Source organism: Solwaraspora sp. WMMA2056, assembly GCF_030345095.1.
Lineage (GTDB): Bacteria > Actinomycetota > Actinomycetes > Mycobacteriales > Micromonosporaceae > Micromonospora_E.
Genome location: NZ_CP128360.1, coordinates 5,004,417 through 5,025,282, shown reverse-complemented (window position 1 = coordinate 5,025,282; position 20,866 = coordinate 5,004,417). Strand labels below are relative to the sequence as shown.

17 protein-coding genes and 2 pseudogenes are annotated in these 20,866 nt (G+C 70.7%); 11 read left to right on the top strand and 8 right to left on the bottom strand.

All coding sequences use genetic code 11. From position 1 onward, the window contains the following. Window positions 1-99 precede the first annotated feature (99 nt). The gene (locus O7608_RS22655) at window positions 100-945 is read right to left on the bottom strand and encodes an SCO4651 family lipoprotein (protein WP_289206513.1); all 846 of its coding nucleotides are present in this window, start codon (window positions 943-945) and stop codon (window positions 100-102) included. Window positions 946-1,324: 379 nt separating this feature from the next. On the opposite strand from O7608_RS22655, the gene O7608_RS22650 reads away from it, so the two are divergent. The 6 genes from O7608_RS22650 to O7608_RS22625 all read left to right on the top strand — a co-directional run bounded on the left by O7608_RS22650 (window position 1,325) and on the right by O7608_RS22625 (window position 8,198). Then, window positions 1,325-1,531 (top strand): hypothetical protein, encoded by a 207-nt coding sequence (locus tag O7608_RS22650; RefSeq protein ID WP_289206512.1) that lies wholly within the window; start codon window positions 1,325-1,327, stop codon window positions 1,529-1,531. Between the two features lie 109 nt (window positions 1,532-1,640). Next, entirely contained in the window at window positions 1,641-3,254 is a 1,614-nt protein-coding gene (locus tag O7608_RS22645; protein ID WP_289206511.1) for a sensor histidine kinase, read from the top strand. A 25-nt stretch (window positions 3,255-3,279) separates the two neighbouring features. Next, window positions 3,280-3,957, top strand: a complete 678-nt coding sequence (locus O7608_RS22640) for a response regulator transcription factor (protein WP_289206510.1) — start codon at window positions 3,280-3,282, stop codon at window positions 3,955-3,957. Window positions 3,958-4,057: 100 nt separating this feature from the next. After that, window positions 4,058-5,383 carry an MFS transporter gene (locus O7608_RS22635; RefSeq protein ID WP_289206509.1) on the top strand — a complete coding sequence of 442 codons (1,326 nt, stop codon included), beginning with the start codon at window positions 4,058-4,060 and terminating at the stop codon, window positions 5,381-5,383. A gap of 78 nt (window positions 5,384-5,461) precedes the next feature. After that, the gene (locus O7608_RS22630) at window positions 5,462-7,231 is read left to right on the top strand and encodes a GNAT family N-acetyltransferase (RefSeq protein ID WP_289206508.1); all 1,770 of its coding nucleotides are present in this window, start codon (window positions 5,462-5,464) and stop codon (window positions 7,229-7,231) included. 103 nt (window positions 7,232-7,334) lie between these two features. Further along, window positions 7,335-8,198 carry an aldo/keto reductase gene (locus O7608_RS22625; protein ID WP_289206507.1) on the top strand — a complete coding sequence of 288 codons (864 nt, stop codon included), beginning with the start codon at window positions 7,335-7,337 and terminating at the stop codon, window positions 8,196-8,198. An 82-nt stretch (window positions 8,199-8,280) separates the two neighbouring features. Here the strand turns inward: O7608_RS22625 and O7608_RS22620 are convergent. The 4 genes and pseudogenes from O7608_RS22620 to O7608_RS22605 all read right to left on the bottom strand — a co-directional run. After that, a pseudogene (locus O7608_RS22620) lies at window positions 8,281-8,597 on the bottom strand (methyltransferase domain-containing protein); the annotation flags it as partial. Between the two features lie 137 nt (window positions 8,598-8,734). Then, entirely contained in the window at window positions 8,735-12,451 is a 3,717-nt protein-coding gene (locus tag O7608_RS22615; protein WP_289206506.1) for an MMPL family transporter, read from the bottom strand. Window positions 12,452-12,600: 149 nt separating this feature from the next. Next, window positions 12,601-14,082: a sensor histidine kinase gene (locus O7608_RS22610; protein ID WP_289206505.1), complete on the bottom strand. Its 1,482-nt coding sequence runs from the start codon at window positions 14,080-14,082 to the stop codon at window positions 12,601-12,603. A 2-nt stretch (window positions 14,083-14,084) separates the two neighbouring features. Further along, window positions 14,085-14,798 carry a response regulator transcription factor gene (locus O7608_RS22605; RefSeq protein WP_421361229.1) on the bottom strand — a complete coding sequence of 238 codons (714 nt, stop codon included), beginning with the start codon at window positions 14,796-14,798 and terminating at the stop codon, window positions 14,085-14,087. Window positions 14,799-15,001: 203 nt separating this feature from the next. On the opposite strand from O7608_RS22605, the pseudogene O7608_RS22600 reads away from it, so the two are divergent. From O7608_RS22600 to O7608_RS22590, 3 genes and pseudogenes are all read left to right on the top strand, one after another. Further along, window positions 15,002-15,403 (top strand): annotated as a pseudogene (locus O7608_RS22600) (zinc ribbon domain-containing protein); the annotation flags it as partial. Further along, window positions 15,373-15,510 carry a hypothetical protein gene (locus tag O7608_RS22595; RefSeq protein WP_289206504.1) on the top strand — a complete coding sequence of 46 codons (138 nt, stop codon included), beginning with the start codon at window positions 15,373-15,375 and terminating at the stop codon, window positions 15,508-15,510. The pseudogene O7608_RS22600 and the gene O7608_RS22595, both read left to right, overlap by 31 nt. Before the next feature lie 126 nt (window positions 15,511-15,636). Continuing rightward, on the top strand, window positions 15,637-16,311 hold the full coding sequence (locus O7608_RS22590) for a DJ-1/PfpI family protein (protein ID WP_289206503.1): 675 nt from the start codon (window positions 15,637-15,639) through the stop codon (window positions 16,309-16,311). A gap of 33 nt (window positions 16,312-16,344) precedes the next feature. On the opposite strand, the gene O7608_RS22585 is transcribed toward O7608_RS22590, so the two are convergent. Together O7608_RS22585 and O7608_RS22580 are read right to left on the bottom strand one after the other, a co-directional pair. Next, entirely contained in the window at window positions 16,345-16,539 is a 195-nt protein-coding gene (locus O7608_RS22585; protein ID WP_289206502.1) for a DUF397 domain-containing protein, read from the bottom strand. Continuing rightward, the gene (locus O7608_RS22580) at window positions 16,536-17,363 is read right to left on the bottom strand and encodes a DUF5753 domain-containing protein (protein WP_289206501.1); all 828 of its coding nucleotides are present in this window, start codon (window positions 17,361-17,363) and stop codon (window positions 16,536-16,538) included. Before O7608_RS22580 ends, O7608_RS22585 begins: the two co-directional genes overlap by 4 nt. A gap of 208 nt (window positions 17,364-17,571) precedes the next feature. Here O7608_RS22580 and O7608_RS22575 point away from each other — a divergent pair, with 208 nt between their 5' ends. Then, on the top strand, window positions 17,572-17,934 hold the full coding sequence (locus O7608_RS22575) for a hypothetical protein (protein WP_289206500.1): 363 nt from the start codon (window positions 17,572-17,574) through the stop codon (window positions 17,932-17,934). A gap of 187 nt (window positions 17,935-18,121) precedes the next feature. On the opposite strand, the gene O7608_RS22570 is transcribed toward O7608_RS22575, so the two are convergent. Continuing rightward, complete coding sequence (locus O7608_RS22570; RefSeq protein ID WP_289206499.1) at window positions 18,122-19,066, bottom strand: septum formation family protein; 945 nt, start codon at window positions 19,064-19,066, stop codon at window positions 18,122-18,124. Window positions 19,067-19,251: 185 nt separating this feature from the next. On the opposite strand from O7608_RS22570, the gene O7608_RS22565 reads away from it, so the two are divergent. Then, a complete protein-coding gene (locus tag O7608_RS22565) occupies window positions 19,252-20,865 on the top strand; it encodes an FAD-binding oxidoreductase (RefSeq protein WP_289206498.1) in 1,614 nt (537 codons plus the stop codon). The last annotated feature ends 1 nt before the right edge of the window (window position 20,866 follow it).

Sequence of the window (20,866 nt, the reverse complement as noted above, 5' to 3'; positions counted from 1 at the left end):
CACGGGTCACCATTGGAGGTGCGGTGTGGTCACCGAGGGGATGCGCAAACGACGCCGCCCGGACCCCGCAGCGCGGGATCCGGGCGGCGTCGGGTCAGCTCAGGCCTCGACGTCGGCCAGCAGGTCCTGCAGGTCACCGAACATCTCCGCGAAGTCCAGCGTCTCCGCCTCCGCCGGCGCCTCGATCGACACCGGGGTGCCGTAGTCGGTGTAGTCGACCGTGATGTCGCTCATCGTCCCCATCACCATCTTCACCCGGCGCGGCTGGTACTGCTCGTCGACCCACACGTCGGCCTTGACCTCGGTCACGCCGGCGGCGGCGAGCTGCTCCTGGACGCCCTCGCGCAGCTCGGCGTCGAGCTGCCCCAGGTAGGACTCGACCGGGCTGGTCGACGTGTAGTGCACCGTCTTGACACCGTCGATGGTCTCCTCACCGACGACCACGACCTCCTTGCCCTCGAGAAGGGTCTGCACGCCCTTGACCGGGTCCATGTCGTCGACCTGCTTGGCGAGCTCCTCAGAGCCGGCGCCCAGCGCGGCGAGGTCCATCTTGAACCACTTCTTGCCCTCCATCGACGCCTGCTCCGCCTCCGGGATGCTCACGTAGAACGTGGTCCCGATGGTGCGCACGGTGATCTCCCCGTCCTCCGGGTCGACCATCGTCAGCTCGGCCTTCGGCTCGTCCCCGAAGGCGATGACGCCGCTCATGTCCATCGACTCACCACCGGCGGTGCCGGTCATCGTCACCTTCACCGAGGTGGCCTTGTTGGTGGTCTCGATGGTGCGCTGCAGCGACCCGACCGCGTCGGTGGCGAGCTGCGTCAGCACGCCGGTCCCACCGCCGGCGGCGACCTCGGCCGCCGGCTGCGCGCCACCGCAGGCGGTGAGGGCGAGTACGGCGACCGAGGCCACCGCCACGGAAGCGGCCCTGTTCAGTGTCGACACGAAGTGAACTCCCTGTTCAGCTGTCCCAGATTGTCGGCCGGCATCGTACCGGGGGCGGTCAACCCAACTGGCCGTCGACCACCGGCCGGCGATTCCCCGCTCACCTACGACTTTCGTCGTAGACCGCCACCGTCGGAGTTACCACCAACCGATGACGACTCGTGCGCCGATTCTCGGCACGCTTGAGCCACCCCACAAAAGACGGAGGAACAGTCAATGCGCAAGGTGGCAATCGTCGTCGCGGTCGTGGTCGTCGTCCTGTGCGGCGGTCTCAGCTGGGTCGCGTACCCAGGCGGTCGACCTCGGCAGGGAGATCATCCAGGCCGGGGTCAGCCGCGAGGAGTTCGCCGTCCAACGGGTCGGCACGCCGGAGGCGCAGGTGCGGGCGGCGCTGCCGGAGCCGCTGACCGACATCAAGGACCACGAACTGTACGGCGACGACCCGGACAAACTCGGGATGCCCGCCGGTGCCTCGTGCGTCTACTACACGATCACCCCGTTCGAGGCCGAAGGCCCGGACCTGTGGCGGTTCTGCTTCGTCGACGGCGCGCTCGCGGAGAAGAGCGCCATCACGATCCCGCAGTGACGCCGCCCGCCCCCGGTGGCCCCCGACCGGCGCGACGGCCGGCGATCGGCCAGAATCCCACCGACCCGCCGTCGTCCACGCCTGACACCACCGAAGGAGCACCTCCGCGATGACGACGTTCCGGTGGGCGGCGTGGTGGCACGACCGGACAGCCCGGTGGCCTGAGCGGGCACGGCGGTGGCGTACCCAGGTGGTCGGGGCCGGGCCGTGGCGCCTGCTCTACGAGATCTGCCTGGTGGCGCTGGTCACCGTGATGGCGACCCTGGCCGCCGTCGGCGCCGACTGGTACCCGCTCGCGCCCTGGTTGGTCGGGCTCACCACACCGGTGCTGATGGTGCTGCGGCTGCTCCACCCGACGACGGCGTACGTCGCCGCGGCACTGATCGGCCTCGCCACCGGCGGACAGAACAGTCTGCTGCTGGCGGTGCTGAGCGCCGTGCTGGCGTACCGGGTGGCCCGGTGGTGGCAGGTCGTCGCCGCGCTGGCCGTCGCCTGGGTCAGCTACGTCGGGTCGACCCGCTGGTCGGAACCGGTGACGGCGGAACTGGCTGTCGCGTACTCGGCGCTGTTCGTCCTGGTGGCGATCTTCCCGGCCGGTGTGGCCCGGCTGGTGCGGCGGCGCCGCCGCCTGCTGGCGGCGCTGCACCACCGCAACGTCGCGCTGCGCCGGGAGCAGGGCGAGATCGCCCGTCAGGCGCAGACCCGGGAACGGGCCCGCATCGCCCGGGACCTGCACGATTCGCTGGGTCACAAGCTCACCCTGATCTCGCTGTACGCCGGGATGCTGCGGACCTCCGAGGGCGACCAGCGGACCGAGGCCACCGACCTGGTGCGGCAGACCTCCTCGGCGGCGATGACCGAGCTGCGGCAGATCCTCGGCATCCTCGGCCAGGACGACAGCCAGTCCGCGGTGCGGCCGTTGACCGGTCTGGACGAGCTGGCCGCGCAGGCCCGGGCCGGCGGCGCCGAAGTGGAGGTCGTCCGCCAGGGAGAAGCCCGACCGCTGGCGGCGTTGACCGAACACGCGGCGTACCGGGTGATCCAGGAGGGCCTGACCAACGCGTTGCGCCACGCCAGAGGCGGGGTGATCGTCCTGCTGCTGCGCTACGAATCCGACGCGCTGGTGGCCGCCGTCACCAACACCGCCGGGCACCGGGTCGCCCGGTCCACCTCCCAACAGGGACTGATCGGGTTGGCCGAACGGGTCCGGATCGCCAAGGGCATGCTCTACCACGGTCCGACGCCCGACGGCGGTTTCCGGCTGGCGGCCACCCTGCCGTACCTGGGTGACGAACCCGCTGCCGCCGGGCACCGTCCCCCACCGGTGGCCGGGGCCGACTTCGACGGCCTGATCGAGCGGCACCAGCGCCGGTCCCGGCTCACCCTGGCGGTCACCGGGCTGGCCATCGCCGCCTGCCTGGCGTTGTGTCTGGCCGGGGCCTGGCTGGCCATGACGCTGGTCGTGGTCGACCGCGACACCTACGACGCGGTGCGGATCGGCCAGTCGGAGGACGAGGTCCGGGCGGTGCTGCCCGACGTCGACGTGGGCGTGGTCGACGCCGACGGTGCCGGTCGCCGGACGCCCGCCGGTGCCACCTGCGTCGACTACGACTCGTCGATCCTGGACCAGGCCGACTCCGGCACCGAGCGGACCCTGTACCGGTTCTGTTTCCGCGACGCAACGCTCGTCGACAAACAGATCGTCAAGGAACCGCGACAGTGATCCGACGACGATGAGGGACGACACGATGGCCGACCCCGTACGGGTGCTCCTGGCTGACGACGACTCGCTGATCCGTACCGCGATCGACGCGGTGCTGCGACCGGCGACCGACATCGAGCTGATCGCCCAGGCCGCCGACGGGCGGGCCGCGATCGACCTGGCCGTACGGCACCGACCGGACGTGGCGCTGCTGGACATCCAGATGCCGGTCCTCGACGGCCTGGCGGCGCTGCGGGAGATCCGCCGGCTGGCCCCGGCGGTCCAGATCGTGGTGCTGACCACCTTCGGTGAGGACGAGTACGTCGCCCAGGCGCTCGCCGACGGAGCCGCCGGCTTCCTGCTCAAGGAGTCCGCCGTCGACGAACTCGTGTACGCCGTGCGCGCCGCCGCCGCCGGCAACGCCTACCTGTCACCGAAGATCACCCGACAGGTGCTCAACCGGCTACCCACTGTCACTGTACGTCCAGAAGAGGACCTGAAAAGAGTCGACATGCTCAGCGATCGGGAACGCGAAGTCCTGGTACTGCTGGCCCAGGGCCTGTCCAACGCCGAGATCGGCCAACAGCTGTTCGTCTCCGAAGGCACCGTGAAGACCCACGTGTACCGGGTGTTCGCCAAGCTCGGCTGCGAGAACCGGGTCCAGGCGGCCATGCTCGCCCAACGGGCCGGCCTGCTGGAGCCGCCCTCCGGTCCGGCCCGCTGAGTGACGAGCGCGGCAGCGGAAGATCCACCCGGAGGATTGCGCCCGCCGGCCCACTGGTTACGGTCGGTTGACCGTACCGGTGACGACGACGAGGTGACCCGTGTCCGAGGTGGATCAGAAGCAGCCGCAGCAGGTGCGGGCTGTCCGCCGTACCGTCGACGTCGCCCGGGTCGGGCGGTGGCTGGCCGGTCCGGCGGGCCCCGGCGTCGTCGGGGTCTTCTTCACCGTCGCGACGGCCGCGTTCAGCGCGGCCGGTGGCATCGCACCGGACCTGGCCGCCGAGGGCTGGACCGGCGGCCGGGGCGGCTGGCTGGTGGCGTTCACCCTGGCAGGGGTCGTCACCCTTGCCGTCGGCGTCGGAGCCTGGTGGTGGCGTAACCGGCTCCGCGACCGCCTCGGCGTCGCCTACGTCGTCAACGAGGTGGCGGCCGGCTGGACTCCGGAGCAGAAGGACGGCTTCCTCAACGACGTCCGGGGCCGGTTCGCCGTGTTCCGGCCGGTGCCGCCGCTGCGCACCTTCGACCGGGCGGCGGTCTGGCCGCAGGGGGCGGAGGCGGTCCGCTGGGGCCGCGACGTCGACAACCTGGTCCGCCACTTCCAGGTGGCAAGCTACGACCCGGACGGCCGGGACGCCGCCCTGGACCGGTCGTTGTTCGTCTGGGCGCCGTGGCCGGTGGCGGCGGCCTTCGGACACAAGGTGACCGTGGCTGAACGGGGCCGGGCGCTGCAGGTCCGCCAGCGTGACAGCTTCGGCCGGCAGGGGCCGCTGCGGGTCGGCCCGGTCGAGCCCGGGCACACCTTCCAGGGCCCGGCCGACCGACCCGACGGCGGGCTCTCCGGGGAGCTGCGGGTGCAGCGCCACCCGGCGAGGCTGCGGGTCACCACAGACGGGGTCGCCACAGACGGCGTCGCCACAGCCGGGGTCGCCTCCTCGGTCGTCGCCACCGACGACGGGGCGACGCCGGAGATCCTGCTGCTGGTGCTGCGGACCAACCATCACGAGTTCGGCCCACTGCCGAGACTGCCGGCCGATCTGACCCAGCGGGCCGCCCACGACGACGCGGCCGCCGCCAGCGACCGCGAACCGCTCGTCGTCGAGCTGCACGACGCCGCCGGGCTGGGCCTGTCGGAGACCGTGTCGACGACGCTGCGCGAACGGCGCTACCTGCCCCGGCCGGGGGAGACACACCACCACTGGCAGGACTATCCGCAGATCGTGGCGACGGCGGCCCAGTGGATCGCCGAGCAGGCGGCCAGCGCACCGGGCGCGACGATCCTGCTGGGCGCGCAGGTCCCCCAGGAGGTGGCGGTCGGCCTGGGCGTCCGGTCGGCCCGGCAGGCCGGCTGGCCGCGCGAGTTGTGGCCGCTGGTGCACTCCGTCGGCAACGGCACCTTCACCGTCCCCCGACTCAACCTGGGCCGGTAACCGGGGATCTGGGTCAGTTCGACGGCCCCGCCGGCACCCTGCGCGGCTGTTCTCTGACTATAGTCAGAGATTGTGGGCATGACGTCTCAGACCCAGACCATCCGTGCGTTCAACCGCCTCGTCACCGAGAGAATCGGCGTGCTGGAGGACCGCTACCTCGCCCGCGACCGGCCACTGAGCCTCGACCGTCTGCTGTGGGAGATCGGCGAGGCTGGCATCGAAGTCCGCGAGCTGCGCAGCCGTCTCGGGCTCGACTCCGGTTACACGAGCCGGCAGCTCCGCGCCCTGGAGCAGGAAGGTCTGGTCGCCGTGTCCGCGTCGGAACACGACAGCCGGGTCCGTCGAGCAACGCTCACGCCTGCGGGGTTGGCAGAGCTGACGGTGCTGGACCGGCTCTCCGACGAACTCGTCGAGACGATTCTGGCTCCACTGACCGAACGTCAGCGAGATGAGCTCGTCGCGGCGGCGACGACCGTGCGACGCATGTTCACCGCGTCAGCGGTCACGATCGCTGCGGTCGACCCTGCCAGCGACGCGGCGCGGTGGGCGGTCGACGCGTACCACCGTACGCTCGACGAACGTTTCGACGGCGGGTTCCGGCCGGAGCGCAGCATTCCCGCCGTCGACGACACACTGCGTCCCCCGTCCGGACAGTTCCTGCTGGCGACGTTGCAGGACCGCCCCGTCGGATGCGTCGCCGTCACGAAGGTCGACGAGACGGCGGCAGCGATCCGACGACTCTGGGTGTCGCCCGAGCTGCGCGGGCTGGGAGTCGGCCGGCGCCTGCTCGACGCGGCCGAGCAGGCGGCCACGTCCCTCGGGGCGAGCGCCGTCCGGCTGGAGACCAACAGGTCCCTCACCGAGGCGATCGGCCTGTACCGGGCAGCCGGGTACGACGAGGTCGCCCCGTTCAACGACGAGCCGTACGCACACCACTGGTTCGTCAAACCGCTGCCCGGCGGCGGCACCGGTGCCCCACCTGGCGGAGTCGGCTTCATCGGGCTGGGCATCATGGGCCTGCCGATGGCCCGGCGGCTCGCGCACAGCGGCGTCCGGCTGACCGTGTGGAGCCGCACCCCGAAGGCCGACGAGGAACTCGACTCGGCCGGCACCCGCACCGCCGTCGACGTCACGGAGGTGTTCGCCCGCAGTGACACGGTGTTCGTCATGCTGCGCGACGCCGACGCGGTCGACCAGGTCCTCCGCGACGTCCCTGGAGGGCTCGCCCGTCTCGTCGCCGGACGCACGATCGTCAACATGGGAACCCTCTCCCCGGAGTACTCGAAGGCGCTGGCCGACGAGGTCGAGAGCGCCGGCGGACACTACGTCGAAGCGCCGGTCTCCGGCTCCCGGGTGCCGGCGCAGGACGGCAACCTCGTCGCGATGGTGGCGGGCCGTCCCGACACCGTCCGACGCGTCGCCCCGCTGCTCGATCCGATGTGCGCGCAGATCACCATCTGCGGACCCGTGCCATCCGGTATCACGATGAAGCTTGCCGTCAACGTGTTCCTGATCGCCCTCGTGACCGGCCTCGCCGAGGCGTTCCACTTCGCGGACAGGCACGGTCTCGATCCACGCCTGCTGCGTGAGATCCTCGACGCCGGGCAGATGTCCTCCCCGATCTCCCGGGTCAAGACCGCGAAGCTGGTCGCGGGCGACCTCACCGCGCAGGCAGCGATCTCCGACGTACAGATGAACTCCGCGCTCATCGTCGACGCGGCTGTCTCCGCAGGTGCCGCCGTCCCGCTCAGCGACCTGTGCCGTGCTCTCTACGCCGACGCCGTGCGGCGCGGCGACGGGGCGCTCGACATGGTCGGCGTCATCCGTACCATCGCGGTCGGGCGGTAACTCTGCCGTTGGACAGATCAGCCGCTCACGGGAGAGGGTGAAATCCGGGCAGAGCGGGTACGTCATCCCGCAACGCACCGAACAGCTTCCAGGAGGAGTCTGCATGCACACCCGCTACATCGGTGAGGTCGGCGTCGGCGCGATCGGGCTCGGCGGTATGCCGATGTCGATCGAGGGACGTCCCGACGAGCAGCGGTCGATCGCCACGATCCACGCCGCGCTGGACGCCGGTGTCACCCTGATCGACACCGCCGACGCCTACCATCTGTACGCCAACGACGTCGGCCACAACGAGTCGCTGATCGCCCGCGCCGTGGCGACCTACGGTGGCGACACCTCCGACGTGCTGATCGCCACGAAGGGCGGTCACCTGCGACCCGGCGACGGCTCCTGGACGCAGAACGGCTCGCCGGAGTACGTGAAGAGCGCCTGCGACGCGTCGCTGAAGCGGCTCGGCGTCGAGGCGATCGGCCTCTACCAGTTCCACCGGCCCGACCCCAACGTGCCGTACGCGGACTCGGTCGGCGCGATCCGCGACCTGCTCGACGCCGGCAAGATCCGCCTCGCCGGCATCTCCAACGCCGACCCGGAGCAGATCCGGCTCGCCAACGACATCCTCGGTGGCCGGCTGGTCAGCGTACAGAATCAGTTTTCCCCGGCCTTCCGCTCCAGCGAACCGGAGCTGGAGCTGTGCGCCGAACTCGGCATCGCGTTCCTGCCGTGGAGTCCGCTTGGCGGTATCTCCAGCGCCGCCGACCTCGGGTCGCGGTTCGCGGCGTTCGCGCAGGTCGCGAAGGAGTACGGGGTCAGCCCGCAGCAGGTCTGCCTGGCCTGGATGCTGGCGAAGTCGCCGGTGGTGATCCCGATCCCCGGGTCGTCGCGCCCGGAGACGATCCGTGACTCCGTCGCGGCGGCCGACCTCACGCTGTCGGCCGAACACCTGGCCAGCCTCGACCAGGCCGCCTGACCGCCCGGCCCGCCCGGCTGCCGGAGCTGGTCCTGCCGCTGCCGGGCGGCGGCGGACCCGGGAGCAGCCACCGGATCCATGTGTCGGCCAGCGACGGCCAGTCGACGAGGAGGTCGGCGAACTCGGGGAGGTAGTCGCGGGTGAGTCAGAACCGCTCACGCCAGCCGGTGTCAGCGGCGTCGTACGTGAACACCACCACGCGGCGGGCCACCCGCCGCATCTCCCGCAACCCGGCGACGGGGTCCGGCCAGTGATGGGCGGTGCTGACCGCCATCGCGGCGTCAAAGGACTGGTCATCGAACGGCAGGCTCTCCGCAGCGGCGGCCAGACACGCGCTGCACCCGGGGGCCGCTGCGCCCGCATGACCGCCGACGGTTCCACCGCCGTGACGTCACGGTCGGGACTACCGGCTGGTCCCGGTCATTCTCATGCGCCGCGGTCCGCGGATCACCGACGCGCTGCGGCTGGCGCCGCGATCCGGAGCAGCGGCGATCGGGTCAGCCGGTGCTGACCCGATCGCGTGATCAGCACACGCCTCAGCAGAACCACCGGGTGATGCGCGGCGGCTGCCACTCGCCGGTCAGCACGTCGTCGGTGGGTAGGTAGACCCGCATGTAGACGTGGAAGGTGCCGGTCGGGGCGGGCAGCCAGTTCGCCGTCCCGCCGGGTGGTGGAGTGGTGGACAGGAACAGGTCGAGTGATCCGTCCTGGTTCACCGTGAGAGCGGAACGATCGCTGAGGGCGTACCGGTTGAGCTCGTTGGGAACGAGGAAGTAGTTCTCGTCGTACATTGTCACCGACCAGAATCCGTCCGCGCTCGTCGGTGGGAGAGCGCCCGGCCGGAAGTGCAGTCGGTAGGAGTGTTCACCGCTGAGTGGCTGGCCGAGCAGATCGGACTGGGAGAAATAGTACGTCGACTCGGCGGGCACGTTGGCGCCCAGGCCGCCGGCGGCGATGCCGGCTCGGAGCAGGTAGTCGGTGCCGTAGGTGCCGGCGCTGAGGCTCGACCGCCACGTCCGCCCGGCGGTGGGGAACGCGGCTTCCGCGTGGCCGGCGGCGAGGTACGCCTGCCCGTCGGTCACCGCCGCCTCCAGGGTGGCGACGGCCTGCGGATCCCCTTGGCTCGGGTTCCCGCCCGGCTCGACGCTGAGCGCGGCGAGACCGGCGAGTGCCGGCGCGTCGGCGGCCGGTGGCGGGTCGGCCGCGAGCACGGCGGCCAGTTCGTCGAAGAAGGCGGCGCCGGCGTCGTAGGGGGTCTGTGGCCGTGGCAGGTTCGCACAGTCGGGCGTAGGCAGCGGCGGCGGCGTGCCGGTGGCGGGCGTTTCGAGGACGGCGAGCTGGTACCCGGCCATGACAGCCCAGGCGGCGGACACGTCGTCGGGGTTCTTCACGAGTGTGCGACCCAGCAGCCATACGTCCCAGGTCGGCGCGGACACCGACGTGACGCCGGTCGGAAGCTCACCGGACCATCCGGGCGGAACGATTGCGTACCTGCCGCCCGCAGGGTCCACGGTGCTGGTGCCGATGTTGGTGAACACGTTGGTGTACATGTCGAGGAACTGGAAGTTGTAGTACCGGTCGTCGATCGCCGGTACCGTCAGCACGACCGGCCCACGACGCAGGTCGAGCCATGCGATGGAGTAGAGGGTGTCGACGTTGGGTGCCACCACGTCACGGCTGGCGGGAGTGGTGAGCTCAGGCGAGCTCGCCAGCGTGTTGACGTTCCCGATGGCGCACAGTTGGTTGGCCCGGGTGCGGGCGGCAACGACCGGAGCGTAACCGTATAGGTAGGCGTCGATGCCGGACGTCGTTGTCGACGCGGTGGCTTGGGCGCCTGACGGCACCGCGAGGCACCCGACGAGCGCTGCGATCACGGTTACCGACATGGCTGCCAGAGGGCGGGTGGGCATGCGAACCTCCCTGATCGAATTGATTGAGAGATCGGTGATAAGCGCTTTCGTGCGGCCCGTGCTACCGGCGGTGCCTCCTCTTGAGGAGGACGGCTTCCTGCTGGTTGGGGCACCCCTGTCACTGCCTTTGCCAGGTGATGGAGTGCCGTCGGGATCGGGATCGGATCCCGACGGCGGCGATGGTGCGCGGGTGATGTCGTCCTCGGTGCGGGTGTGTCCCTCGACGGAGCCGGCGGCGTCCCCGTCGGCCGGGCGGTCCAGTGCGACACCTTCCACGTCCATGGCGGGCAGCAGACGGTCGAGGCGGTGCGGCAGTGTCCAGGCGTGTGTGCCGAGCAGCCCGAGTGCGGCGGGGACCAGCGTCATCCGGACGAGGAAGGCGTCCAGGAGCACGCCGAGGGCCAGCGCGAAGGCGATCGGGCGGACCGTTGCCGTCCCGCTGACCACGAAGCTGGCGAAGACCCCGATCATGATCAGTGCGGCGGCCGCGACGACCCTGCCGGCGTGCCGTGCTCCCTCGCGTACCGCCTCCCTCGGCTCGCGGCCGTGGATGACCGCCTCGTGGATCCGGGAGACGAGGAAGACCTGGTAGTCCATTGCCAGACCGAACAGCACAGCCATCACGATGATCGGCATGAAGCTCACCAGGGAGCCGGTGGCGCCGTCGCTGAGGATGCCGCCGAGCCAGCCCCACTGGAACAGCACCACGGTGACGCCGAGGGTCGCGCCGAGGGTGAGTAGGTAGCCGACCGCGGCGATGAGGGGCACCAGCAGGGAGCGGAAGACCATCGTCAACAGCACCATCGACAGGCCGACGACGACCAGGGCGAACGGCAGGATCGCGGTAAGCAGCCGGGCGGAGACGTCGACGCCGAGCGCGGTCGTCCCGCTGACCTGGATGGTTGCGCCGGTCGTGGCGGTGATGTCCGCGGCCTCGTGCCGGATCGTCTGCACCACGTCGGCGGTCGCCGGGTCGGCGGGTCCGGTCGCGGGGATCACCTGGATCAGCGCGTACCGGGCGTCGGCGGAAATCCGCGGCGGCGCTACCGACGCTACCCCGGGAATGTCGCTGAGACCTTCGGCGACGGCCGTGGCGGCCGTGTCCGGCTGGCTGGACCTGGAGAGGTCGGCGAGCACGAGGACCGGACCGTTGAGCCCGGGTCCGAACTCGTCGGAGACCGTGTCGTAGACCTGGCGCGCCTGGTCGCTGTTCGGCAGGCTCCCGTTGTCGGGCAGCGCCAGTCGCATGCCCGTCACCGGCACCGCCAGGACGAGTAGCGCGCCGACCCCGGCGGCGAGGATGACGACGGGCCGGCGCAGCACGCCCCGCACCCAGCGCTCGGCGCCGGGGACCGCGCGGCCCTCGGCGACGGCCGTGGCCCGCCGGCTGTCCCGCCCGCCCGGGCGCGGCGCCAGCCGCCGCCCGGCCACCGACAGTAGGGCCGGCAGCAACGTGATCGCCACCAGCACCGCGAGGAGCACGGTCGCCGCCGAGGACACCCCCATCACGGTGAGGAACGGCACCTGCGCCACGGCCAGGCCAAGGAGGGCGATGATCACGGTCGACCCGGCGAACACCACCGACGACCCCGCAGTGGCGGTGGCCCGGGCGACGGCCTGCGCGACGTCCGCCCCTGCGGCCAGTTCGGCGCGGTGGCGGACGACCAGCAGCAGGGCGTAGTCGATACCGACCGCGAGCCCGAGCATGAGCGCGAGCGTCGGGGCGGTCGTGGAGATCGTGGTCAGGGTCGAGGCCACCCAGATACCGACCAGCCCGGCGGCGACGCCGACGAGCGCGGTGAGCAGGGGCAGCCCGGCGGCGACCACCGACCCGAGGGTGACCGCGAGGACGACGACCGCCAGCAGGAGGCCGATCACCTCCGCCGCGTGCGAGGCGGAACTCGGCCCGCCGGAGAGGGCGTTGCCGCCGAGGAGCACGGTCAGCCCGGCCTGCTCGGCCGGGGCCATCGCAGCCCGGACGTCGTCGCCTGTCGAGTCGGGCAGTTCGCCCTTGAGTACGTCGAACTGCACGATGGCCAGCCCGGATCGACCGTCGGCGCTGACCGTGCCCGGGGCCTGCGGTGGCGCGACGGCCCGCACGTGGTCGATTTTGGACACCGCCGTCAGCGACCGCTGGACGGCGGCGGTGTAGGCCGGGTCGCTCACTGTCCCGCCGTCGGGTGCCTCCAGCAGGATCTGCAGCGAGGTCCCGCCTGCACTGGGGAACTCCTCCTGCAGCACGTTCAGGGCCGCCTGGGATTCCGAACTGGGGATGGTGAACTCGTCGGTCAGGGCGCTCCCGCGCGCCGCGAGGCCTCCCACGAGGGCCAGGAGCAGCAGCACCCAGCCTCCGATCACGATGAATCTCTGCCGGTGCGCGAACCTGCCTACGCGCTGCAACAACCGGGCCATCAGCTCGTCGTCCCTTCCGCTGTCCGGCGGGCCGGATGCCCGCTCGCCGTCCAGTCGACCGGCATGAGCTGACGGTGCGCCTATCCGGACCCTGACGAGCCCCTGCCGGGAACCTGATGGTTGGCTGACGGCAGCGCTGTGGGTGCCGCGACCGGGAGCCGGACGGTGATCGTGGTGCCCTCGCCGACCACCGACCGGCCGGTGACCTCGCCGCCCTGCGCGGTCACCAGGGCTCGGACGATGGACAACCCCAGCCCGGAGCCGGATCCGTCCCGGGACCGGCCGGCGTCGACTCGGTAGAACCGGTCGAACACCCGGGCCAGGTCGTGCTCGGCGATGCCCGGTCCGTGGTCGACGACCTCGACGGCGACCTCGCTGCGGGCGGCGGGGCCGACGGCCAGTTCGACGGGCGTGCCGGCCGGGGTGTGCTGGACGGCGTTGCCGACGAGGTTGCGGAACACCTGCTCCAGCCGCGGTGCGTCGCCGAGCACGGTGACCGGTCCGGCCGCCTGCAGGGTGATCGCCCGGTCCGGCTTGATCACGCGCGCGTCCTCGATGACGCCTTCCAGCAGGGGCAGCAGGGGGACCGGTTCGGCGGCGAGCGGCCGCCCGGCGTCCATCCGGGCGAGCAGGGCCAGATCCTCGACGAGCAGGCGCATCCGGCCCACCCCGGCCTCCATCCGGCCCATCGCCCGGTCCAGGTCGTCGCGGTCCTCCAGGCCGCCCTGCACGTATAGGTCGAGCCAGCCGCTGATGCCGGTGAGCGGGGTGCGCAGTTCGTGCGAGGCGTCGGCCACGAACGAGCGCAGGGCCTGCTCGGCGCGGCGCCGGGCTTCGAACGCCTCGGTCAGGGCCGCGGCCAGCCGGACCGTCTCGGTACCGGAGCCGTGGGCGAGATCGCCGAAGTCGTGGTCCCCGGCGCCTCCGGCGATCTGGTCGGCGGCCTCAGCCATCCGTTCCAGCGGGCGCAGGCCGCGACGCAGGCTCAACGCGGCCACCGACCCCAGCACGATCAACGCGGCGACGGCGAACCCGAACCCGGTCCGCCGCAGGCGGACGATCACCGCCACGTCGTCGGTCCGGTCGACGGCGACGACAAGGAACCCGAGCGGGATCGACGTGCCGTCGCCGGACTCCACGACCAGTCCCGTGGCCCGGGCACGGGCCACCAGGAACGTACGGCCCCCAGCGGTCAGGTCGGCGGGTTCCCCGATCGGCAGGTCGCGGGTAGCTGCGACGAGGTCGCCCGCCGGTGGTGGTGGGCCATCTTGGAGCCGGTCGAATGTGAACGCCGGCCGGCCGCTCATGTCCAGACCGACCACGACCACGCCGGCGAAGGCGGGCAACGCGTCCGGCTCGATCACCACCCGGTCACGTCCGCTGAGGATCCCGCCGACGGAGGCGTTGATGTTCCACAGCCGCTCCTCGGCCCGCTCGGCGAGGTAGCGCTGCAGGAACAACGAGGTCAGGGCAGGACCGCCGACCAGCCCGACGAGCAGCAGGACGAGCAGATGGACCAGGAGCCGGCGACGGATCGACAGCGGCCGCACGGGCCGCCGCACCCTCACCGGGGCTCCCTCACCGCGTACCCGAAACCACGCACGGTGTGGATCAGCGGCACGGACGCACCGTCATCGATCTTGCGGCGAAGATTGGCGACGAACCGCTCGACGACGTTGGCGTCCCCACCGAAGTCATACCCCCACACGTGCTGCAGGATCTGGCTCTTGGACAGCACCCGCCCCGCATTGTTGAGTAGAAAGACAAGCAGCCGGAACTCGGTCGGCGACAAGTGCACCGGCCGCCCCGCACGAGTAACCAGGTGAGCATCGAGGTCGACGGCCAGGTCGGCGAGCAGCAGCCGGTTGTCCTTGGACGGCACGTCGGTGCCCGCCGTCCGTCGCACCAGCGCCTCCAGCCGGGCGACGACCTCGGCAACGCTGAACGGCTTGGTGACATAGTCGTCGGCGCCGAGCCGCAGCCCCTGGATCCGGTCCTCCACCTCCTGCCGCGCGGTCAGGAACAGCACCGGCGTGGTCTTGCCCCGGCCGCGCAGCAGCCGGACGGTCTCGAACCCATCAAGGCCAGGCATCATCACATCGAGCACGACAACATCGAACTCCTGGCCGGTCAGGCGCACCAACGCCGTAGCGGCGTCGGGCACGGCGTGCACCTCCCAGCCGGCGAACCGCAGGGTCGACTCGAGTAACTCGCGGATCTGCGCGTCGTCGTCGACGACCAGGACTCGTGGCACCGGCACCCGCACATCCTCCTCCACTACCGGCCCAAGGCGAAGCGCACAGCTGAAGTGCACAGGCACGCGCGCATGCCGGCCCACCCGGACGTCCGTAGCTACCGGAATGCGGGCCAGTGCTCCGGCCTTCGGCTGGGCGGTGAAGCCCGCACTGGGAGGGTCGCCAAGGCCCGAGCAGTGCCTAACCGGGACGGTTCGGCGTTCGTGACGCCGGGTGGGCCAGCTTCACCAGCATGTTGGAGTACAAGGCCGCGCGGCACGGGCGGACGTTCGGCCGGATGGACCGGTTCTTCCCGTCCACCCGGATGTGCTCCGACTGCGCACGCGTCGACGAGAAGACGGCGCTCGACGTTCGAGCGTGGGACTGCGCCTGTGGCAGTCACCATGACCGGGACGTCAACGCCGCCATCAACATCAAGGCCGCCGGGCAGGCGGACTTCAACGACCGTCGAGCGCGGGTAGGACCGGGACTCGTCCCGGTACCGCGCGGTGAAACGGTAACCCACCGGAACGCCGCGCGTGTCACGCGCAGCGTGGCTGGAATCGCCGTCCTTCCGGGCGGCGAGGATGTCAAGGCAGCGAGACGATTCCGCATGTCGTGGCCCGTGCGGTGCTCGGCGTACTGGTGATCGTCCTGGCTGGTCGGACCACCCGCAACCGGATCTTCAGCCTCGCCACGGCGCTGCCGTTGGCGCTGCTCGGCCTCGGAGCGTTCCTGGCGGCCAGCTTCGGCTGAACCAAAGGATCCTTCCCGTGCGTCACCCGGAACCAGCACGGTTTTATCGCCGACTATCTATCAGCTGGCATTGGTGACGGAAGGACGTAGATGAAGCGACGGGCGATGTTGACGGGTGGGGCGGCGGTGGGCGTCGGAGCGCTGGCCGGCGGACCGGTTGCGGCTGCGGCGACGGCCGCGCCGCCGCGTGACACCAACAGACCCTTGCGGGTACGGATCGTAATGTTCGATGGTGTCGAGGAGCAGGACTTCATCGCCCCGAAGGAAGTGTTCTCGCTGGCTGGGTGGTACAGCGAGCGGGAGATCGACGTCAACTACATGGTGCACGGTTGGCCACGCCTGGTCACCGCCGCGTTCGGCACCGAGGTACGGGTCAAGCACGGTTGGCAGCCCGAGACAGCTGACGTGATCATCGTGCCCGGTGGTGGTCGACCCGGCGAGCCCGGCATCTGGGCGGAGATCGAAGACGGGGCGCTGCCCAGCGCACTCGCGGCGGCTCCCCGGCCGAGGCTCATCATGTCGTCGTTGTGCACCGGCGCGGTGCTCCTTGCCGTGGCCGGCTTGGTCGATGGCCGTCCCTGCACAACGCACACCGTCGCGAAGCAGCAGCTGGCCTCGCGCGGCGGCATCGTCAAGAACGCCCGTGTCGTCGACGACGGCGACCTCGTCACCGCCGCCGGCATCACTTCCGGCCTGGATCTGGGGCTGCACCTGGTGAAGCGTCTGCTGGGCGCGGACGTCGCCATCCGCGTCGAGGAAGCCCTCGAATACCAGGCACGGGGCACGGTCTGGACCCAGTGAGCCGGCAGACCGTGCCCCGTGCCGGGAGAGGTGTCAGTGGGGGAGGGTGCCGGTTTGTAGGGCGGTGGTGAAGGTGCCCCACTGGCGGGTGGTGAAGGTGAGGGTGGGGCCGGTGCGGTCCTTGCTGTCGCGTACCTCGGCCTGGCCGGCGTGCCGGCGGGCCTCGACGCACTCGCCGCCGTTGCCACCGCTGCGGCTGGAGGTGAACCAGGGGGTGTCGGGCTTCATCGCAGATGCTCCTCGATCGGGACCGACTGCTCACGGATCAGCCGGAAAATTCGACGGTACTCCGCCAACTCCTCCGGGCGCTCCAGGTAACGAGCGCCCACATGGGACTCCACGTAGGCGATGTCCGGGTCGTCCGGGTCGGCGAAGTCCAGCAGAGTGAACGGGCTGACCATCGCGGCGTGTGCACCGGCGGACCAGGGCAGGACGCGGACCTCGACCCGGACCCGTCGACCCAGACTGGCCAGGTGGGCGCGTTGCTCGGCCATCACCGCTGGGCCGCCGACCTCGCGGACCAGCGCGCCGGCACCGAGGACCGCCACGATCCGAGCCGGCTGCTCGCGGTCGTAGTAGGAGATCTGCCGATCCAGCCGTGGTGAGACCTGGCGTTCGATCTGCTGGTCGGATGCCTGCGGGTCGGCGGCGCGGAAGACGGCGCGCATGTAGTCCGGCGTCTGAAGCAGGCCGTGAATCAACTCCGGGTTGTAGTTGTGGATCTCGGTGGCGGCGGCTTCGAGGCCGACGTACAGGCGGAACCAATCCGGTACGGCGTCGCCGTGCGACTCCCACCACCCGTGATCATCACTGGCGGCGGCGAGTCGGGTCAGCGCGTCTGTCGTCTCCGGATCGGCACCGTAGAACCAGCACAACCCGCGAACGGTGTTCATCTTGACCGGAAACTTGCCGGTCTCGATGCGCCACAACGTCGTACGCGAACAGACCTTCGCCCGCTCCACCTCCTGCTCGGTGCGGGACGACTCCTCCCGCAGCCGGCGCAGTCGTCGCCCCAGCTGACGGCGCACCACAGTCGGTCCGGTGACCGGCATCGCTTCACCTTCCTCTCGTCGCCACACCCAGCACCCGCGCCAATGTTTCACAACGGAACCGCTGGTCGGGTCGGTCGCCGAATTCGCCACATCACAGTGGAGACGAGCCGGCGTCCACGATTGAGTCTGCCGTACGCGGGCTGGAAATGTGGTCCGCCACAGGGGTCAATTCATGGAATCCGGTATCTCATGACGGAGGTTTGCGAACATGAGTGAGCGCACCGCCAACGACGGACACGTACCGCCGACCGGCGTGTCCCGCGTCGACCGCGCGGGCCGGTCCGAGTTTCCGCTCGACGGACTGCTGACCTGTGCCGGCTGCGACCGTCGGCTCGCCTGCCTGCAGACGCTCAGCGGCCGGGCGTACGGCGCACCGTGCGGCTGCCGGCCCGGCCCGGTCAACGCCGAGAAGATCGAACGTCTCGTGCTCGACGCGGTCGTCGCCCACGGACGTGGCGTGCTGATCCAGATCGAGGACGCCGCCGATCCGGGCAGCCTGATGCGTCGCTTCCTGGCCGAGGTCTACGTCGGCACCACCATCGACGAGCTGGACCTCATCTGGCTGTACTGACCGGTACGGCGGTCAGAGCGGGTGGGTGGCGCAAGGACGGTGCCGCAGCCCGACGTAGAAGACCGGGCCGACCTCCGGCTGCCATACCCCGCACCTTGAGCGTGACCCCCGACAGGTACTGCGACGTCAGCGGGCCACCGGTACTCATCGTGTGCGGCCTGTTGGCGGTTGCGCCTGAGGGGCCAGGTCACCGGACCGGCAGCAGCTCAGGCCCGCCGCCCTTGGCCGACTCGGTCAGCAGGGTAAACGAATCCGCCATGTACAGGAAACACCGCACCCGTGGGTCGCCGTCCCATCTGAACCTGTCCTCAATGTCGAACCAGACCGTGCCGATCCGGTTGGGCAGGTCGTCGTCGACCGGCAGCTCCGCGTATTCGGCGACCAGCTGCAGACATCGCTGATGCAGCATGTCCGACTCGGTCCCAGTGGTGTCGAGGTCGACAGTCGGTAGAGTTCGCCGGTCGACCGATCCGACGAACTCGCTGTGATGCGGCACGCGGCAGTCGACCGGTTCCATCGCCGCGACATAGCCGTCGCTGTCCAACGGCGTTTGGTAGCAGCCCAACCGGAGCGGAGCATCGCCGGCCAGCGCGCCGCGTAGGCTCCCGGTCCGCGGGGTCACCTTGATGGGAGTCATCACGCCGCTGACCTCGGCCAGATCGCAGCGGAACCAGCGAGCCCCGTTGCTCCAGGCGGTCTGCGTCGGCATCACCACGGTCAACTTGATCAGCCCGTGCTGCCAGATGTCGCCGAGAAACTCGGCGGCGCGTGTCTCGCACTCCTCCAGGGCCGCTTCATACGTTTGATCGAAACCGACCGGGGTGGTCGTCCGCCGTGCGGCGGCCCCGGTGAAGGTCCCGACATGCACCGTCTCGAACCGGTGCAGCCGCGTGCAGTCCACCGGCAGGTAGTACCTGACGCTGCCGGAGGTGGCCTTGTCGCGGTGGCAGGTGCCGGCCTGCGGGGTGAACAGAGTCGGCTCGCCGAAGCTGGCCCAGCCGTCAGCCAGGTCACCGTCGATGCCCTCAGGCGGGGGCGCGCAGCCGGCTGTCACGAGCAGGGACAAGACTGTGAGCAGCGCCGCCAGTGCCGCCAGGGCCGGCGACCGGCCACCGCCTCGCCGTTGTGTCACGATCCGACTGCCTCCACGTCCGCCAGCTCGATGTCCGCCAGCACAGGCGGCGAGGGTACGACACCGGCGCCAGTCGCGGCTACCGCGATCGCGGTAGCGGCCCGCCTGCGTTCGGACGACGATTCGCCGCGCGGACGGTGCAAGCATCGCTTCGTACGGCACATCTGTTCCAGATCGGAGAAGGCATGTCTGGTCCGACCCGTCGTGGACTGATCGCCGGCGCTGCGGCGCTGGGAGGTGTGATGCTGACCGGCGCTCCGGCGGCAGCGGGGGTGCCGTCCAAAGAGGGCGTACGGGAGTCTCCGGTGATCCTGCCGGACGACCCCCGCTACGAGGACCTGGTGCTGCGCCGGACGAACGAGCGCTTCTTCCCACGGCCCGGATCGTTCCGGCTGCCCACCACCACCGAGCAGGTGGTGCGGGCGGTGCAGGACGCGGTGCGTGCCGGCAAGCGGGTGACCGTGCGCAGCGGCGGGCACTGCTACGAGAACTTCGTCGGTGCCGGCGCGGAGGTCGTCATCGACATGTCCGCGATGCGGCAGGTCACGTTCGACCGGCGCCGCACCGCGTTCATGATCGAGCCAGGTGCCAGCCTCTGGACGGTGTACGAGCGGCTCTACCTCGGCTGGGGCGTCACCATTCCCGGCGGCCAGTGCGGCGGCGTCGCGGCGGGCGGGCACATCCAGGGCGGCGGGTACGGCGCGCTGTCGCGGCAGCTGGGTTCAGTGGTCGACTACCTGTACGCGGTGGAGGTCGTCGTCGTGGACCGCGCAGGCCGGGCGCGGGCGGTCGTGGCGACCCGCGAACCGGATGACGCCAATCGTGACCTGTGGTGGGCGCACACCGGGGGCGGGGGCGGGAACTTCGGAGTGGTCACCCGGTACTGGATGCGCACCCCCGAAGCCACCGGCGACGATCCCACCCGGCTGCTGCCGAGGCCACCCGCCGTGACGCTGGAGACGACGATCGCGTGGAGCTGGGACGCGATGACCGAGGAGTCGTTCCACCGGCTGCTGCGCAACTACGGGCAATGGCACGAGCGCCACAGCGCGCCCGACTCCCCGTACGCCAGTCTCTTCAGCCTGCTGCCGATCACCCGCCGCAACCCCGGCGCGGACCCCGGCGCGTTCGCCATGGTGACCGCCCTGGACGGCACCCTGCCCGACGCCGACCGGCTGCTCCGCGACCACGTCGCCGAGGTCACCGACGGCGTACCGGGCACGATCACGGTCCAGCCGCCCCGCCGGCTGCCGTGGCTGGCCGGGGTGAAGGCCCAGTCACTAGGCCAGGCCGACGAGGCCGGGATGCACAAGCTGAAGGCGGCCTACCTGCGCAAGAGCTTCACCGACGCGCAGATCGCCACCGCCTACACCTACCTGACCAGCGCGGACCACCAGAACGAGACCGCGATGCTGCTGCTGGTGTCGTACGGCGGCAAGGTCAACGCCGTGGCACCGGACGCGACCGCCATGCCCCAGCGGGACAGCATCATGAAAGCGGTGTACGTCGTCATCTGGACCGACCCGGACCGCGAGCAGGCGAACCTGGACTGGATCCGGCGGTGGTACGCCGCGATGTACGCCGACACCGGCGGTGTGCCGGTCCCGAGCAGCGTGAACGACGGCTCGTACATCAACTACCCGGACGTCGACACCACCGACCCGCGATGGAACACCTCCGGAGTGCCGTGGCACACCCTGTACTACAAGGACAACTACCGCAGGCTCCAGCGGGTCAAGGCCCGTTGGGATCCGCGTGACCTGTTCCACCACGCCATGTCGATCACGCTGCCGCGCTGAG